This is a genomic window from Cyanobium sp. ULC065 (assembly GCF_977927515.1).
In genome coordinates, this window is sequence record NZ_OZ376393.1 from 2,682,754 (window position 1) to 2,698,395 (window position 15,642).

General features: G+C 67.0%; 14 protein-coding genes and 1 pseudogene. 5 read left to right on the forward strand and 10 right to left on the reverse strand.

Translation table 11 applies throughout. The features are described 5' to 3' along the window. Positions 1-38: 38 nt before the first annotated feature. The gene (locus ACXMDP_RS13320) at positions 39-398 is read right to left on the reverse strand and encodes a histidine triad nucleotide-binding protein (protein ID WP_094512749.1); all 360 of its coding nucleotides are present in this window, start codon (positions 396-398) and stop codon (positions 39-41) included. Between the two features lie 56 nt (positions 399-454). On the opposite strand from ACXMDP_RS13320, the gene ACXMDP_RS13325 reads away from it, so the two are divergent. Further along, on the forward strand, positions 455-2,083 hold the full coding sequence (locus ACXMDP_RS13325) for a YifB family Mg chelatase-like AAA ATPase (protein ID WP_259729775.1): 1,629 nt from the start codon (positions 455-457) through the stop codon (positions 2,081-2,083). 373 nt (positions 2,084-2,456) lie between these two features. On the opposite strand, the gene rpsU is transcribed toward ACXMDP_RS13325, so the two are convergent. The 4 genes from rpsU to def all read right to left on the reverse strand — a co-directional run bounded on the left by rpsU (position 2,457) and on the right by def (position 4,546). Then, positions 2,457-2,627: a 30S ribosomal protein S21 gene (rpsU, locus tag ACXMDP_RS13330; RefSeq protein ID WP_006172073.1), complete on the reverse strand. Its 171-nt coding sequence runs from the start codon at positions 2,625-2,627 to the stop codon at positions 2,457-2,459. 56 nt (positions 2,628-2,683) lie between these two features. Next, complete coding sequence (locus ACXMDP_RS13335) at positions 2,684-3,673, reverse strand: DUF3747 domain-containing protein (RefSeq protein WP_259729776.1); 990 nt, start codon at positions 3,671-3,673, stop codon at positions 2,684-2,686. 63 nt (positions 3,674-3,736) lie between these two features. Beyond that, positions 3,737-3,934 (reverse strand): hypothetical protein, encoded by a 198-nt coding sequence (locus ACXMDP_RS13340; protein ID WP_259729777.1) that lies wholly within the window; start codon positions 3,932-3,934, stop codon positions 3,737-3,739. Between the two features lie 6 nt (positions 3,935-3,940). Next, the gene (gene def, locus ACXMDP_RS13345) at positions 3,941-4,546 is read right to left on the reverse strand and encodes a peptide deformylase (RefSeq protein WP_259729778.1); all 606 of its coding nucleotides are present in this window, start codon (positions 4,544-4,546) and stop codon (positions 3,941-3,943) included. 40 nt (positions 4,547-4,586) lie between these two features. Here def and ACXMDP_RS13350 point away from each other — a divergent pair, with 40 nt between their 5' ends. After that, positions 4,587-6,680, forward strand: coding sequence for a prolyl oligopeptidase family serine peptidase (locus ACXMDP_RS13350; RefSeq protein WP_457766945.1), 2,094 nt, complete (start codon positions 4,587-4,589; stop codon positions 6,678-6,680). Further along, entirely contained in the window at positions 6,677-8,101 is a 1,425-nt protein-coding gene (locus tag ACXMDP_RS13355) for a sodium/glutamate symporter (protein WP_259729780.1), read from the forward strand. The genes ACXMDP_RS13350 and ACXMDP_RS13355 overlap by 4 nt, the downstream gene beginning before the upstream one ends. A gap of 870 nt (positions 8,102-8,971) precedes the next feature. On the opposite strand, the gene purB is transcribed toward ACXMDP_RS13355, so the two are convergent. Then, a complete protein-coding gene (purB, locus tag ACXMDP_RS13360) occupies positions 8,972-10,273 on the reverse strand; it encodes an adenylosuccinate lyase (RefSeq protein WP_259729781.1) in 1,302 nt (433 codons plus the stop codon). Between the two features lie 176 nt (positions 10,274-10,449). On the opposite strand from purB, the pseudogene ACXMDP_RS13365 reads away from it, so the two are divergent. Then, positions 10,450-11,205: pseudogene (locus tag ACXMDP_RS13365) on the forward strand (TlyA family RNA methyltransferase); the annotation flags it as partial. Positions 11,206-11,787: 582 nt separating this feature from the next. On the opposite strand, the gene ACXMDP_RS13370 reads toward ACXMDP_RS13365, so the two are convergent. Together ACXMDP_RS13370 and ACXMDP_RS13375 are read right to left on the reverse strand one after the other, a co-directional pair. Further along, on the reverse strand, positions 11,788-12,126 hold the full coding sequence (locus tag ACXMDP_RS13370) for a P-II family nitrogen regulator (protein WP_094512742.1): 339 nt from the start codon (positions 12,124-12,126) through the stop codon (positions 11,788-11,790). Positions 12,127-12,480: 354 nt separating this feature from the next. Next, positions 12,481-12,702, reverse strand: coding sequence for a DUF4278 domain-containing protein (locus tag ACXMDP_RS13375; protein WP_094512741.1), 222 nt, complete (start codon positions 12,700-12,702; stop codon positions 12,481-12,483). Between the two features lie 350 nt (positions 12,703-13,052). Between ACXMDP_RS13375 and queF the strand changes: the two genes are divergently transcribed. Further along, on the forward strand, positions 13,053-13,457 hold the full coding sequence (gene queF, locus ACXMDP_RS13380; protein WP_094512819.1) for a preQ(1) synthase: 405 nt from the start codon (positions 13,053-13,055) through the stop codon (positions 13,455-13,457). A 76-nt stretch (positions 13,458-13,533) separates the two neighbouring features. On the opposite strand, the gene ACXMDP_RS13385 is transcribed toward queF, so the two are convergent. Beyond that, on the reverse strand, positions 13,534-14,898 hold the full coding sequence (locus ACXMDP_RS13385) for a cytochrome c biogenesis protein ResB (RefSeq protein WP_259729782.1): 1,365 nt from the start codon (positions 14,896-14,898) through the stop codon (positions 13,534-13,536). After that, on the reverse strand, positions 14,895-15,617 hold the full coding sequence (locus ACXMDP_RS13390) for a cytochrome c biogenesis CcdA family protein (protein WP_094512739.1): 723 nt from the start codon (positions 15,615-15,617) through the stop codon (positions 14,895-14,897). Before ACXMDP_RS13390 ends, ACXMDP_RS13385 begins: the two co-directional genes overlap by 4 nt. Positions 15,618-15,642: the final 25 nt, after the last annotated feature.

Genomic DNA, 15,642 nt, shown 5'->3' on the forward strand with positions numbered 1-15,642 from the left:
CATTGTCGCCGCTGGCAGGGAGCGGTGGGAGGGGGCGGTCAGCCCGGTGGCCAGTGCAATGGACGCCCACCGATCACATGCACATGCAGGTGAAAGACGGTCTGGCCGGCTTCGGCGCCGTTGTTGATGACGGTGCGCCAACCCGTGAGCCCCTCCTGGCGGGCCACCCTGGCGGCCACCAGCAGCAGATGCCCCAGCAGGGCCTCGTGCTCCTCCCCTGCCGCATTGAGATTCACCAGGGGTTCACGCGGGATCACCAGCACGTGCACCGGCGCCTGGGGGTTCACATCGCGGAAGGCCAGGCAGAGGTCGTCGGCGTGGACCTGATCGCAGGGGATCTCACCGCGCAGGATCCGCCCGAAGATCGTGTCGGCCGCGGGTGGGGTACTGGAGGCCATGACGCCACAGGGCAGGACAGGGCGGGAACCGGTGAGGTGACCCTGGTTTCCGATCGATGTTGGCACGCTGCAACAGCGCCACCCTGCTGGGACTGGAGGCGGCGCCGGTGGTGGTGGAGGTGGACATCGCCCCGGGCCTGCCGGCCCTGCAGCTGGTGGGCCTCTCCGACACCGCCGGCCGCGAATCCCGCGAGCGGGTGCGGGCGGCGCTGCGCAACAGCGGCTTCCGGCCCCCGCTCACCCGGGTGATCGTGAGCCTGGCTCCAGCCGACCTACGCAAGGAGGGGCCCGCCTTCGATCTGCCGATCGCCCTGGGCATGCTGCTGGCCAGCGGCCAGCTTGATCCCCAGCGGCTGATCGGCGTCTGGAGCACCGGCGAGCTGGGCCTCGATGGCACCCTGCGGCCTGGGCGCGGGACGCTGGCCATGGCCATGGCCGCCAGGCAGGCCGGCGCGCGGGCCCTGGTGGTGCCGGCCGCCAACGGTGCTGAGGCGTCCCTGGTGGAGGGGCTCACGGTGTGGCCGGCCGAAACGCTGCAACAGGTGGCCCAGCTGCTGATGGATCCGGCCCTGGCGTCCCCCTGCCGGCCCGCCGCAGATCGGCCCGTAGGGCCAGGCGAGGGGGCAGCGGCGGATCTGGCCGATGTGCGGGGGCAGCACCACGGCCGGCGGGCGCTGGAGATCGCCGCAGCCGGACACCATCACCTGCTGCTGGTGGGCCCTCCGGGCAGCGGCAAGACGATGCTGGCCCGCCGCCTGCCGGGACTGCTGCCACCGCTGCCGCCGGAGGAAGCACTCGAGCTCACCCAGGTGGTCTCCGTGGCAGGTCTGCTGAGCGGCGAGGCGGGCCTGATCCGCCAGCGACCCTTCCGCGCCCCCCACCACAGCTGCACCGCCACGGCCCTGGTGGGAGGCGGGGCGTTGCCGCGGCCGGGTGAACTGTCGCTGGCCCATCACGGCGTGCTGTTTCTCGACGAGCTGGCTGAATTCCAGCGGGCCGTGCTCGATCAGCTGCGCGAGCCGCTGGAGGAGGGGGAGGTCTGGATCAGCCGCCAGCGCCAGCGGACCCGCTTCCCCTGCCGGATAGCGCTGGTGGCGGCCACCAATCCCTGCCCGTGCGGCTGGTTCGGCGATCCGCTGCGCAGCTGCCAATGCCCGGAAGGGGTGCGCCAGCGTTACTGGGCGCGCCTGTCGGGGCCACTGCTGGATCGGATCGATCTTCAGGTGGTGATGCGGCGCCTGGAGGCTGATGAGCTGGTGGGGCTCCCCGCCGCCAGCGGCGAGGGCGGCGGCCATAGCCCACCGCCCAGCAGCGGGGCGGTGGCGGAGCGGGTGCGGCAGGCGCGCGAACGGATGACGCGGCGAAACCCGGCAGGGCAAGCGAACAGCGCCTTGACGGGCGAGGCTCTTCGGCAGAATCTGGCGTTGTCGGCGGCGGCGCTGGAGCGCTGGCGCGGCGCGATCCGGCAGCGGCGGCTCTCGGCCCGTTCAGCCGAACGGCTGGTGAGGGTGGCGCGCACGATCGCTGATCTCGAAGCCAGCAACGAGGTGCAGGCCTCCCACCTGGCGGAAGCCCTCACCTATCGCTCCTTCGATCAGCTACAAACCGGCGCCGACCAGCTGCTGAGTGGAGGCAACCAGCTGCTGGGTGGGGGCAAGCAGCTGGCCCGGGGAGACACGGGTTGAACCATGGGCAGTCGGAAAGCGCCGCCGACTACCCGCTCAGCCGCAGACAGCCAGGCGATCGGCTGGATGAGGCTGCGAGTCAGAGAGGAGCGGGCCAGCCCGTTCAGCGGGCCAACGGGCTGAACCCCTGCCTCCGCCGCGAGGCGGATGGGACGGAGACCGGATAGAACCTGCCGCCGAACGGACGACATACGGCTGACAAAGCCGGGCTGACGACACAGGGTTGAGGACGCTGGACCGACGAAGCCGGACCTACCAAGCCGATGGCCAGGTTTCCTGGAAACGCGAAAACCCCACGGAACAGAGGTTCAGCAGGGTTGAGCCGGCGTGGTGCTGGGAATGCGGCAGTGAGAGTTCCGAGCGGTCGGCTGGATCAGCGGCGGCGGCGGCGCTGCTGGGCCTTGCGCTTGTACTTCTCGGTGGGGGTTTCGTGGTGACGCAGGCGCTTGAGGTCGGCAAAGATCCCTGCCTTGGACACCTGACGCTTGAACCGGCGCAGCGCCGATTCGATGCCTTCATTTTCGCCGACGGTGACCTGGGTCATGAACCACGCAGTGGGGCTGGAGATTGCTCAATGTAGCAACTGCCTCCGCCCAGGCTTCACCGAGTGCGCGGTGCTGAGGTTGGCGCCGGCGGAACCACCGGGGGCGGCGACAGGGGAACAGCGGTGCGCGTGGCACCGGTAGCGGGCGCTGAGCCGGTCGGTGCTGCAGCACCCGCTGGCGATGAGGGCCGCGGGACGGTGGTGCGGGGCGCTGTGGTGCTGGGCCCGGTGGTGGCAGGGGCCGTGGTACCGGGTGCCGTTGCACCGGGAACCGCCGTGCGTGGAGCGGTGGTGCTGGGGGTAGTGCTTCGAGGAGCGCTGCTGCCGGGGACCGCAGGCGCGGAAGTGGGGCGGGCGGCTGGGGTCGTGGGCTGTGGTGTTGTGGCCCCTGGTGTTCCACGGCCCGCAGGGGCGGGAGCGGTGCTGCCAGGAGCTGTGCCCCCTGGTGCACCCGATCCGGCCGGGGCGGCCGTTGTTTCGCCCGGCCAGTTATCGCGATAGATGTAGACGTGGCCGAGGGCGCGGGTGCCGAAGTGACGACGCATTAGCCTCCACCCCGGCTCGGGGGTGAACTGCAGGAAGCCGGCGGCGTGGCCGTTGGTGCGGGCCAGGATCATCTCGGGGCCGGTTTTGCCGCGGTGCGGCGTGGCCAGCAGGATGTTGTCGTTGCCGCTGCGCACCACGCTGATCCGGTACACGGTGGCCAGATCGTTGTCGCCCACCCGCAGCGAATAGCCGTTGGCATCGATGTAGCGCGTGCAGATGCCGGTGAAGTCGAAGGTGCCCAGCAGCGGGTCTACGCGGGCCGGGTTGGCGCCGGACACGGCGAAACAGGGGCGGCGATTGGTGATCTGCTCGTAGATGTTGAGCTGGGCGCGGGTGCCGTCACCGATCGGCGCAGCCACCAGTACGAAGCGCTCCTGCGCCACATCGCGAGCGCCGAACAGTGCCCCTTGCGCGTAAAGGGGAGCAAGGGCCCCGCCCATCGCCACGACGCCGAGCGCGGACAGGAACGGCAGGGCGCGGATCGGCCGGAGATGTCGCATCGGAGGTGCCCAGCGGCAGGAGGTGCCGATGGTAGAAGTGAGGCTTGAGGGTGCCAGCCCCCCTTAGGCCGGCTTGTTGAGACGAATTGCGACCAGCAGGCTGAGGACCGTGCCAGGCAGGCAGGCCGCCAGGATCAGCCGGGTGGTGGTGACCCCGAGATCGGGGTCGCCATAGGAGAGCTCAAACACTGAGCCTGTGGCGGCGATGCCCAGCAGACAGGCGAGCGCCAGGAACACCCCGGCAAACGGTTTCATCGGCATTGGGCGTCAGCGCAGGGAGTGGACGGCGGCGCGCTCGAACCCGTGCTCCTTGAGCCCATCGTTGAGGCTCAGTTCATCGGTGACGCGGTCGACGAACAGCACTCCATGGAGATGGTCCATCTCATGGAGCAGGCAGCGGGCCAGCAGGCCATCGGCCTTGATCCGCCGGGGCCTGCCGTGCTCGTCACGGAAGCTCACCTCGGCGGTGGTGGGACGAACCACCTGCAGATACACGCCGGGAATGCTCAGGCAACCTTCTTCATAGGTGGTGAGCGAGCCGCTGGTGGCGCCAATCTCGGGGTTGATGAACACCTGGGGCGGGGTGGCCGGGTTCTCGGGATCGAGATCGATCACCACGAGCTGCTTGTGGACACCCACCTGGGGCGCGGCCACACCGATGCCATGGGCGGCATACATGCTGCGGAGCATGTCGCGGGCGAGATCCCGCACCGCTTCATCCACCTTGCTGATGCGTTTGGCCGGTTGGCGCAGCGCGGCATCGCCGAGGGTGTGAATGGTCAGCGGGGGGTGATCCAGCACCTCCTTGGAGACGTGAACCCCACGGCTGGTGAGCTCCGCCTGGCGGGCCATTTTGGCGAAGCTGCTGGCCAAGGCATCACCTGAAACGATGGGTGAATTCTAGAAGGTGCGTGTGGGGGGGAACTGGAGCCCGGCCGAGCCCGCAGCGTTGCCGGCCCGGGTGGCGGTGGAGGCGGCACCCACGGTGAAGGAGCCGCTGCTGCACGGACAGGAGCTGTTCTGGCTGGAGCAACGGCCCCTGGAGCAGGGCCGCGTCACCCTGCTGTGGCGCCAGCGGCCCGGTGGCCCCAGCCAGGAGCTCACCCCCGCCCCCTGGAACCTGCGCAGCCGGGTGCACACCTATGGCGGCGGTGTGGTGGCGGTGGGAAGCGTGGCCGGCGGCACCACCGTGGTGTTCGTCAACGACGGCGACCGCTGCCTGTGGGCGCTGGAGTTGCCGGCGGTGCACCCTGTGTTGCAGGAGGGGAGCCTGCTCCTGCCAGAGAAGGTGGAGTCTTCGCCAGCGGCATCGCCATCGCCGCCGCTGCTGCCGGAGCCGAGGCGGCTCACTGCACCAGCGGCCCGGGCTTTCGCCGACGGCCTGATCGACGGCCCGCGCCAGCGCTGGATCGGCGTCATGGAGTGTGATGGCGTCGATCAGCTGGTGGCCGTGCCGCTGGCGGGCGGAGAGCCCGTGCTCCTGCACCAGCCCACCGACTTCTGCGGCAGCGCCGTGCTCAGCCCCCATGGCAGCCATCTGGCCTGGGTGGAATGGCAGCAGCCGTTCATGCCCTGGGACCGCAGCCAGCTGTGGCTGGGCCGCTTTGACCCCAGCGGGGTGTTGCACGACTGCCGGCCGCTGGCCGGGGGTGCCGCCACCGGGCCCACCGCCGCCGATGTGTCGGTGGTGCAACCGCTCTGGCTGCCGACTGGCGACCTGGTGGTGGCCACGGACCGCAGCGGCTGGTGGAACCTGGAGCGCCTGCCGGCGGCAGAGCGCCTGGCGGCGGTGGAGCCCTCGGTGGCGGCCGGGCCGCTGCCCCTAACTGTGGCCGCCCTACCCCCCACCACTGCCTTGCACTGGCAGCCGCTGTTGCCGATGGAGGCGGAATTCGGTCTCCCGGCCTGGGTGTACGGGCGGCGCACCACGGGCTGGGATGGCCAGCAACTGGTGGCGGCGGTCTGCCGGGCCGGCCGCTGGGAGCTCGGCACCATCGCCCTGCCGGAGCCAGGCGCCGCCGAGGGGCGCTGGCAGCCGCTCGCCCAGCCTTTCGACGCACTCGATGGCCTCAGTGCCGGCGGCGGCCGGGTGGTGGTCGTGGCCGCCGATGCCGTCACCCCACAGGGCCTGCTGGAGATCGATCTTCACCACGGCAGCTGGAGCCACACCCCAGCGGGCGGCGGCGAAGCAGCAGCGGCCCCAGCGGGAACGCCCCCCCTGGCGGCGGAAGCGATCAGCACCCCGCAGGCGCTCTGGTTCAAGGGGCACGGCGGCCTGCCCACCCACGCCTGGTACTACCCGCCGATCGGCGGCGCCCAGCCGCTGGCCCCCTTGCTTGTGAAGAGTCACAGCGGGCCCACCGCCATGGCCGGCACGGGGCTGAATCTGGCGGTTCAGTTCTGGACCAGCCGCGGCTGGGGCGTGGTGGACGTGAACTACGGCGGGTCCACGGGCTTCGGCAGGGCCTACCGCGATCGTCTCGCCGGCCAATGGGGTGTGGTGGACGTGAGCGACTGCGCCGCGGCGGCCACCGCGCTGGTGGCGGCGGGTGCGGCGAGCCCAGAGCGTCTCGCGATCGAGGGCGGCAGCGCCGGCGGATTCACCACCCTGGCGGCGCTCTGCTTCACCGATGTGTTCCGCGCCGGGGCCTGCCGCTACGGCGTGGCCGATCTGGCGGCGCTGGTGCGCAGCACCCATCGCTTCGAGGCCGGTTATCTCGAGGACCTGGTGGGCCCGTGGCCGGCGGCGCAGGCGCTCTATGCGCAGCGCTCGCCGCTGCACCATGCCGGCCAGATGCGCTGCCCGGTGATCTTTTTCCAGGGCCTCGACGACGAGGTGGTGCCACCCGAGCAGACCGACGCCATGGCTGCGGCCCTCGCGGCCAACGGCCTGCCAGTGGAGGTGCGTCGGTTCGCCGGTGAAGGCCATGGCTTTCGCCGCCCGGAGGTGCGCATCGAGGTGCTGGAGGCCACCGAGGCCTTCTTCCGCCGGCAGTTCGGCCTGTGAGGCTTCCGGACGCTGTGGAATCGCTGCTGCGGGGCTGGCACTGGCCGCTGCTGGCGCTGGTGGTGCTGGTGGTGCTGCTGCTGCTGGGGCGCCTGATCGGCAACCGGCTCGGTATGAAGCGCTGGGGCCTGCCGGAGGCGTTGCTGGCCGGCGGCCTCGGGCTGCTGGTGGCCCCGGCAGGGCTGCTGCCACTGGTACCACAACCGGTGATCGACCTCTGGAACCAGTTGCCGTTGCCACTCCTCACGCTGGTGTTCGCCAGCCTGCTGCTGGGCAAGCCGTTGCCAAAGCTGGGCGGGCTGTGGCGACCGCTTTCCGGGCAGGTGCTGATGGCCCTCACGCTCGCCTTCGGCCAGTTCCTGGTGGGCGGGCTGGCGGTGCTGCTCGTGCTGCAGCCCCTGCTGGGCACGAGTCCTGTGATGGCCCTGCTGATCGAGGTCGCCTACGAGGGCGGGCATGGCTCGGCGGCGGCGATGGGCCCCACCTACGAACGCCTGGGACTGGAGGGCGGTCAGGCCCTGGGGCTGGCAATGGCCACCGTGGGGCTGCTGGCCTCCACCGTGGTGGGCGGGCTGGTGGTGGTGCTGGCGCGGGCACGGGGCTGGCTCAGCTTCGGCGCGGCGATTCCGCTGCAGGAGGCCGTGGAGATTGTGCTAGAGGAGACCCCACCGCTGGAGGCAATCCCTGCCGACCAACCCCTTGAGGAAGGAACACTGGAACTGCCGGCCTGGTGGCGGCAAGGGGCCGACTGGGCGGTGAACATGGCCCTGGCGGGCATCGCTGTGGCGATTGGGTGCTGTCTGCTAGCTGCGCTGCGCTGGGGTGCCGATCGCAGCGGTGGGGTGTTCGCCATGGTGATCGACGCCCTGCCGGTGTTCCCGCTGGCGCTGGTGGGGTCGCTGCTGGTGCGGCTGGCCCTGGAGAAAAGCGGCCAGGAGCGCTGGGTGTCCACACCGATCCAGAGCCAGACCGGCACGCTGGCGGCGGACCTGCTGATCACGGCAGCCACGGCCTGCCTCGACCTGCGGCTGCTGGCCGCCGACTGGCTGCCACTGACGGTGCTGGCGCTGGCGGGCCTGTTCTGGAACCTGGCGGTGGTGCTGCTGCTGGCTCCGCGGATCCTGCCGGCCGACTGGTTCGAGCGGGCGATTCTGGAATTCGGCCAGGCCACCGGCGTGGCCGCCAGCGGCCTGTTGCTGCTGCGCATGGCCGACCCGGACGATCGCAGCGAAGCAGTGACGGCCTTTTCGATCAAGCAATTGCTGCTGCAGCCCCTGCTGGCCGGTGGCGTGATCACCGTGGTGGCCCCGCTGGTGGTGGTGGGCTGGGGACTGCCGGCCTGGACCTCCCTCTGCCTGGTGCTTGTGCTGCTCTGGATCGCTCTGGGGCTCGTTCTGGCACAGCAGGCGAATACTGACTGACACGCGCGGCTTTGAGAGTGGCAATCAAGGCACCTGCCAAGAAAAATCCAGGCAATCAAGTCTGCAAGCAATACTTGTAACCCAACAATGCTCGCGGCGGCCCTTCACGCTGCAGGCCAAGAGTTGACTGTAGTGATGTCAGCTTCTTCGAACGAATGCTCCTTTTTTCTTGCCTTTATCAGCACTGATGGACACACCATTTGACCGAGAATGACCTGCCGAGAAACCTGGGACGCACCAAACACAGATTGATCAAGGCGGCCAACACGCTCAACTGGCAGCTGGTTTTGAGCAACCCCACGTAGATCCTCCCAAAGCCGAACGACTACTTGATTGCGCGAAAAGGATGTTCACCCTTTAGCGGGAAGTGGGACGGCTATAGGCAGGCGCCTACGACTTGGCGCAGCCAACCCGGATCATCCAATGGTCCATCCACAGCAATGGCAGGTCGCGCCACCTGCTTCGTCGCAGGAGAGTTCGGAAGGGGATGAACATGCCCTCAAATCAGGACGATTTTCAATGCCTTGCTTACCATCGCAGGCATCGGCAGCATCTTGCTTACCTTGGCGCAACTCAGGCGCTGGCATGAGGTCATGAACATGAGCGACTGTGGTCTCCACCTCAATCCCGGGCGACTGGTCGCCCGATCAGTTGCTTAATGCATCCCCGCGGTCAACAAAATTGCTGGCGGAAACCAGCAATAAAGAGTGAAGTCATTGAGATAACGCGTTGACACATAGTAGTTGACTGGTCGTCAGGGGAGCAATACTACGACGCCCAATACAACGAAAATGGCATCCGGGCGTCTCCTTTTGGGTTTCCGTGAGCAATTCTGCGTGTGCGCCCCGCTTGCAAGAACGGGCGCACACCTCAGTCGTCCAGGCCTAGTCGGGCCCAGATCACCCCGAGCTGGGCGCGGTGCAGATCGGTGGAGAAGCACATGTCCAGTTCGGCAGTGCTCAACACGCCTGTCACCTCGGGGTCGGCCAGCAGGTTGGCGCGAAAATTCCCGCCCTCGGTGTTCCAGGCGCTGTGGGCATGGCGCTGCACCAGCTGATAGGCCTGCTCACGGCTGAGCCCATGCTCCACCAGTGCCAGCAGCACCCGTTGGCTGAACACAACGCCTCCGTAGATGTGAAGATTGCGGGTCATGTTGTCGGGATAGACACCCAGCCCTTGGACCACCTCCGTCATTTCACGCAACATGAAATGCAAGGTGCAGGAACAATCCGGCAGCATCATTCGCTCCACGGAGCTATGACTGATGTCACGTTCATGCCAAAGCGCCACGTTTTCCAACGCCGCCACCGTGTAGCTCCTCAGCACGCGGGCCAGCCCGCTGATGCGTTCGCTGCGGATCGGGTTGCGCTTATGGGGCATCGCTGAACTGCCTTTCTGCCCTTTGGCGAAGTTCTCTTCCACCTCAAGCACATCAGTGCGCTGCAGATTCCTGATCTCGGTGCTGAAGCGCTCCAGGGAGGCCCCCACCAGTGCCAGGGTCTGCACATACTCCGCATGGCGATCCCGGCTGATCACCTGCGTGCTGGCCGTATCCGGCTCCAGCCCCAGGCTGGCGCAGGCCAGAGCCTCCACCTGGGGATCAGTGTTGGCATAGGTGCCCATCGCCCCGCTCACCTGGCCCACGGACACCGTGGTCTCGAGCTGCTGCAGGCGCTGGCGGTTGCGCAGGCTTTCGGCCAGCCAACCCGCCACCTTGAAGCCGAAGGTGATCGGTTCGCCGTGGATGGCATGGGAGCGCCCGATCATCACGGTGTCCTTATGGGCGCACGCCAGCTGCCGCAGCGCTTCCACCAAGGCCTCCATCTCTTGCAGCAGCACGCGTACCGAGCGCTTCATCTGCAGGGCGAGCCCGGTATCAAGCACGTCCGAGCTGGTCATGCCCACATGGATGTAGCGCCCCGCAGGCCCCACGTGCTCATTCACGTTGGTGAGAAAGGCGATCACGTCGTGACGCACCTCTGCCTCGATCTCCAGGATGCGCGGCACCTCAAAGCGGGCCTTGGCACGGATTTCGGCCATGGCCTCAGCGGGCACCCGGCCGAGGGTGCAGTTGGCTTCGCAGGCGGCCAGCTCCACATCCAGCCATCCCTGGAACTTGGCCTCTTCGCTCCACAGAGCGCCCATTTCGGGCAGGGTGTAACGCTCGATCAAGGCTCCACGGCGCAGGCACACCTGGCCAATCTATGGGGCAGTCCTCTGGCCTCCGTGCCGCAGCGTCCGGTGGCGCTTCAACACTCTTGCGGGCGCTGGCCAGCTGGTCCCGGCGTGGTTGGATGGCCTCAGATCCGCCGGGGATCCCAGTCGGATATACCCAGAGCCAAGGCGTCATGGGCAGAAAACAACGCCTTGATCTGCTGCTGGTCGAGCTGGGTCTGGTGACCAGCCGCCATCAGGCCCAGCAGCTGATCCGCGCCGGCCGGGTGCGGCTGCAGGGCCACGTGCTCGACAAGCCGGGGCAGGAAGTCGACAAGGAGCTGGTGCCTGAGCTCGAAGCCCCGCCCCGTTTTGTGTCCCGCGGCGGCGAGAAGCTGGCCGCGGCGCTCCAGGCTTTCCCGCTGGCATTGCGTGGCCGCATCTGCCTCGATGCAGGCATCTCCACAGGTGGTTTCACCGATTGCTTGCTGCAGAACGGTGCCGCCAGGGTCTACGGCATCGATGTGGGCTACGGACAGACCGCCTGGTCGCTGCGCAGCGATGAACGCGTGGTGCTGCGGGAGCGCACAAACCTGAGGCACCTCGATCCCGCCGACCTCTATCGACCGGAGGATCCCTGGCCCGACCTTGGTGTGGCGGATCTTTCCTTTATTGCGTTGGCGCGGGTGCTGCCTGCACTGCGCGGCTTGCTGCGCAGCGATGCGGCTGAAGCGGTGGTGCTGGTGAAACCCCAGTTCGAAGTGGGGCGCGAGCGGGTCGGCAAAGGTGGGGTGGTGCGCGATCCCCGCGCCCACGTGGATGCAATTTCAGCGGTGATTGCGGCGGCGCTGCCCTGCGGCTGGAGCGCAGCGGGTCTGGTGGCCTCGCCGCTCACGGGGCCCGCCGGCAATCACGAATACCTGCTCTGGCTTCGCCCCCAATCCTTCGCGAGCAGCAGCGCTGCAGGGGACGAACCCCTCAGGAACACTGGGCTGATGGGAACTGCCGAGTGCTCACAAACGGGCGTGCTCTCAGAAGAGTGTGGTCACCCACAGCACCTAGAGCGCTCAGAACACGGAGAGCCAAGGATCAAGGCTGGGAATGCAGTGCCCGCTGAGCGTGCAAGGGCCGCCGAGATTGCAGAGCTCGCTGAGAGTGCAAAGCTGGCTGCGGGTGTAAATTCGGCTGCGATTGGAAGGGAGGCTCAGCTTGTTTCCACGGCAGAGTCTCCAAACGCTGCTGAAGCGCCGCATGGCGGTGAACAGTCATCCGTTGATGAGCAATCACCCGACGCTGAGCGGACATCAGACGCCTGGCCTACGCGCCATGGTGAGAGTTCTGAGATCAATGCTCCCTCAGATGATGCGATTGGCCAGCAGAGGGAACTCGCAGCGGCAGGTGGAACACTTGAGGCTGCCGCTATTGAAAGGATCGTGAAATGGACACTGCACTGAACTCAGTGCTTGCCCTTCATCGGCGCTGACCTGAAGGTGAGCTTCAGGTCAGCTGAATCCAACAGCTGAAGCGATGCTTCAGATTGCCGTGCTGTCGCGATCGCCGGTGCGAATCCGGATCACGGTGCCAATGGTGCTAATGAAGATCTTGCCATCGCCAATCTCTCCGGTGCGTGCGGCGTCCTGAATGGCGGTCACCACTGTGTCCACATTTTCGTCTTCAACCACCACTTCCAGCTTCAGCTTCTGGAGGAACTCCACTGTGAACTCGGAGCCGCGGTAGCGCTCCACCTGGCCCTTCTGACGGCCAAAACCCCTGACCTCACTCACGGTCATGCCAACGATGCCCGCATTCACCAACGCAACTTTGACATCCTCGAGCTTGAAGGGACGGATGATGGCCTCAACTTTTTTCATGAATTCTCCTGAGATTTCAGAACGAAAAGGTTAGTTTGAAGATTGGATCGAGACAGGCAGGATAGGGGTGCGACAGACAAGCAACCCAGCGGCCCTGGCATCCTCGCAGAGCAGATCCGCAGAGGATCCGTCCACTTGGATTTGACCAGCGGCCAACAGCGACCAGTGCTCGATTTCGAAGTGGGTTTGCAACCACAACATACCGATGGCCGATTGAGGGCCCAGCCTGAAGCCCCCATCGCTGGTGGACGTAAGAGCGAGATCCATGAAAAGACCCTGCAACTCAGGCCATTAGGCCCGAGCCTGCAGGGCTCCGGTGTAGCAGTTGCTACGGGGAGATCCCCGTGTCAGCGTTCAGCCGGCGTTCACCTGGCGGGCGGCTTCGGCGCGCCTGTGGTGATAGGCATGGCCGCGGTAGTGAAGCTCAAGTGCTTCGTCGGGCTGGGTGGGCTCGTGACGCAGGGCCTCGCGGTAGTGAACGCCTCTATAGACGTGCTCAACGGGCTGGGCCGGGAGTTCAGCGTGTTGGGTACCGTCGTAGGCGACGCCGCGGTAGACGAGTTGGGTCTTGGTCATGATGGATGGCCTCGAAGAGGGTGGGGATCACCAGCCCGCTGGCTGGTGCCGCTTCGTGGGAAGGAGCGTTGCTTCGCCTCGCGGTGGGGCTACTTCCGACAGGGGTGGAGAGCGGATCGCCCCTCACCTGGTCAACGGTTTGTCCTTCGATGCCTTTCTAGCAAGTTCGCACTGTTCGCGACGAACATTTTCCTTTCATCTTCGTAAATCGTTGTGAACGGCCTGTCTTTGTAGCATTCCCCCACAACCCGCTCACCCGTGCCTGCTGGCCCTGTGCTCCACTACCGGTGGGCCCGAGCTGCCTACAGCAAAGCCGGGACAGGCCTTTCCCCAGCCCTGCTGCCGTGACCCTGCCCACCCCACCGGCCACCACCACTCCGCATTACGGCGAGCGGGTGATCGCCGAGTCCCAGTTGATCGGTTTTGACAATCCCCGGCCGGGTCGCGCCTACGAAGTGGCGATCGAGCTGCCCGAGTTCACCTGCAAGTGCCCCTTTTCCGGGTACCCCGACTTCGCTGTGCTGCGCCTGCTGTACCAGCCGGGCGCCAAGGTGCTGGAGCTCAAGGCGCTCAAGCTCTACGTCAACAGCTGGCGTGACCGCAGCATTTCCCATGAGGAAGTGGCCAACCGAATCCTTGACGACCTCGTGGCTGCCAGCGATCCGCTCTGGATGCAGCTGGAAGCCGATTTCAATCCCCGAGGCAATGTCCACACTGTGATCCGGGTCAGCCACGGCGTTCGGCTGCCCTGCTGACCCGACGGCTGGAAGCGCTGCTCTCTCCGGAGCCGGCCCTGAGGGCCAGCTCCTGGGCGTACCCCGGCCCTGAGTTTCAGACCGTTTGCGGTTGCCCCTGCTCCTTGGCTTCGCCGGTGGAAGGGCGCAGCTGACGAATCTCCAGGAGCAAGGCCGGCAGCTCCCCGGCCAGCGCCGTGAGATTGCGGTTGCAGAGGCCACCCACGTGCAGCTGATCGTGTGCCGGGTCGGAGATGCCCCAGAGCTGGCGTGTGGCGATCAGGCTCAGCGCGCCGCCGGCGAGGGCAATCGCAAAACCGCCGTAGACCAGTGGCACACCTGGATCTTTCTTGAGCAAAAGGCCGCTTGCAGGCATTACCTCGGCCACGCGCAGGGATAACCCGTTGATGTCGATCGGAGCGCCGCCGGGGCTCAGCCGGCCGATGGGTTGAGCGTTAGCTGCGTAAACCTCCACGGGGCCCTGCTCGCTGCTGAGGGTGAGCAGGACCGGTTCGCTGCCATCCGGGCGGGTCGGGACGGCCAGGCCCCAGACCTGCTCGCCCAGTTCGGGCAGTGCGCGCAGCGGAAATTGCAGCAGGGGGCTGCGACCCAGCTGAATCGTGATCGCCGCCAGTGACCAGTCGGCCTGATAGACGGTCATGCCCCGAAAGCGCAGCGGGTGGTTGACGCTGATCTCGGTTTCTTCCACAGGCGCCCCGGTGGAATCCAGCAGCTTGAGCTGGGAGCGGAACTGCTCCGGGCGGCCGACCGAATCACGATCAATCTCGAAATGCTCGAGCGCCACGGTCAGCTGGTTATCCCCTCTGGAGTTGAGCAGCTCGAGCTCGCGGCCAGGCGCCAGATAGCGCTCCAGCCGCTGGCCCGCCAGTGCGCCCCAGGCCGAACCCACCATCAGCACCACCAAGCCGGCGTGCACCAGAAGTGGCCCCACCCGGCCCAGCACCCCTTTGCGGGCGGCCAGGCGACCGTTGGCCGCCTGCAACTGCCAGCCCTTGGTGTGCAACAGGTGTTGCAGGTTCTGCAGGTCGGTGTCCGGGTCTGCGCTGGGAATGGTTTCCGCCAGGCTGAGCTTGCTGAGCTGCCGCGGGGAGTGATAGTCGACCCAGCGCAGCGCTGCCTGCAGGGCGGGCCATTGTCTCCGCCAACTGCACAGCACAAGCGAGAGGCCCAGCAAGGCCAGGAGAGCGAGGAACCAGCTGCTGGCGTAGACGTGGTCGAGCTGCAGCTTCAGGATCCAGTCGCCGGTGACCACGCCCAACCAGGGCTTGCGGTCGTAGAGCTGGTGATAGGCCTCACTGGCCTCACGCTGGGGAATCAGCGTGCCGATGGCGCTGGTGGCGGCGATCACCAGCAGCAGCCCGATGGCGAGGCGAAGGTCGGAGAGCCACGCGAGCAGTCGCCGCCAGGTCGGTGTGCGGATTTGAACGGGAGAAGGAGTCACGAGAGCTGCGCCAACAATGCCAGTCCGCCGCTGGTGATCAACACCACGCCGCTGATCGGAGGCACCCAACGGCTGAGCGCGCGCAGCGCAAGCAAGCGCTGCATTGAGGCGGCGGCACTACCGGCCAGCACCAACGGGAGCACCTGGCCGGCACCAAAACAGGTGAGCAGCACCATCCCCACCAACGGACGGCCCTGCTGGGCCATCCAGCCCAGCAACACCGCCAACACAGGGGTGGTGCAGGGGCTGGCCGCCAGACCAAAGGCCGCACCGGCCGCCACCGGGCCAAGCGGCGCCGGGACGCGCCCGCGCCAACGTTCCGGGTCAGGACCAGCCGGCAGGGGAAGGCGCAACAGGCCCAGCAGGTTGAGCCCCATCACCACCGCGAGCACAGCCACCACGGTGGGGATAAAGCCTGGCACCTGCCCATAGAGACGCCCCAGAACGGCACTGGCGAGACCCAGCATCACGAGGGAGAGCACGATCCCCCCGGCAAAGCAGGCACTCAGCAGCCATGGCTTGGAAGTTTTGCTTGAAAACCCCGCCATGTAGGCGACCGTGACCGGCAGCAACGAAAGGGAGCAGGGCCCCAGGCTTGTGAGCAAACCAGCGGCGAAGATCAGAACCAGGGTGGAAGGGCCTGGTGCGTTGAGCGAACCGATGATCAGATCCTCCGCCCAGCGGGCCAGATCTGCGACTTGGAACCCCACCGCATCCATCCGCTTGCTGGCAAGGCCAGGGGGT

Bases quoted from the DNA above. Each gene is read 5' to 3' on its own strand.
- rpsU (WP_006172073.1), bottom strand. From the start codon at position 2,627: ATGACCCAGGTCACCGTCGGCGAAAATGAAGGCATCGAATCGGCGCTG.
- ACXMDP_RS13340 (WP_259729777.1), bottom strand. From the start codon at position 3,934: ATGCCGATGAAACCGTTTGCCGGGGTGTTCCTGGCGCTCGCCTGTCTG.
- ACXMDP_RS13370 (WP_094512742.1), bottom strand. From the start codon at position 12,126: ATGAAAAAAGTTGAGGCCATCATCCGTCCCTTCAAGCTCGAGGATGTC.
- ACXMDP_RS13375 (WP_094512741.1), bottom strand. From the start codon at position 12,702: ATGACCAAGACCCAACTCGTCTACCGCGGCGTCGCCTACGACGGTACC.
- ACXMDP_RS13390 (WP_094512739.1), bottom strand. From the start codon at position 15,617: ATGGATGCGGTGGGGTTCCAAGTCGCAGATCTGGCCCGCTGGGCGGAG.
- ACXMDP_RS13335 (WP_259729776.1), bottom strand. From the start codon at position 3,673: ATGCGACATCTCCGGCCGATCCGCGCCCTGCCGTTCCTGTCCGCGCTC.
- ACXMDP_RS13325 (WP_259729775.1), top strand. From the start codon at position 455: ATGTTGGCACGCTGCAACAGCGCCACCCTGCTGGGACTGGAGGCGGCG.
- ACXMDP_RS13320 (WP_094512749.1), bottom strand. From the start codon at position 398: ATGGCCTCCAGTACCCCACCCGCGGCCGACACGATCTTCGGGCGGATC.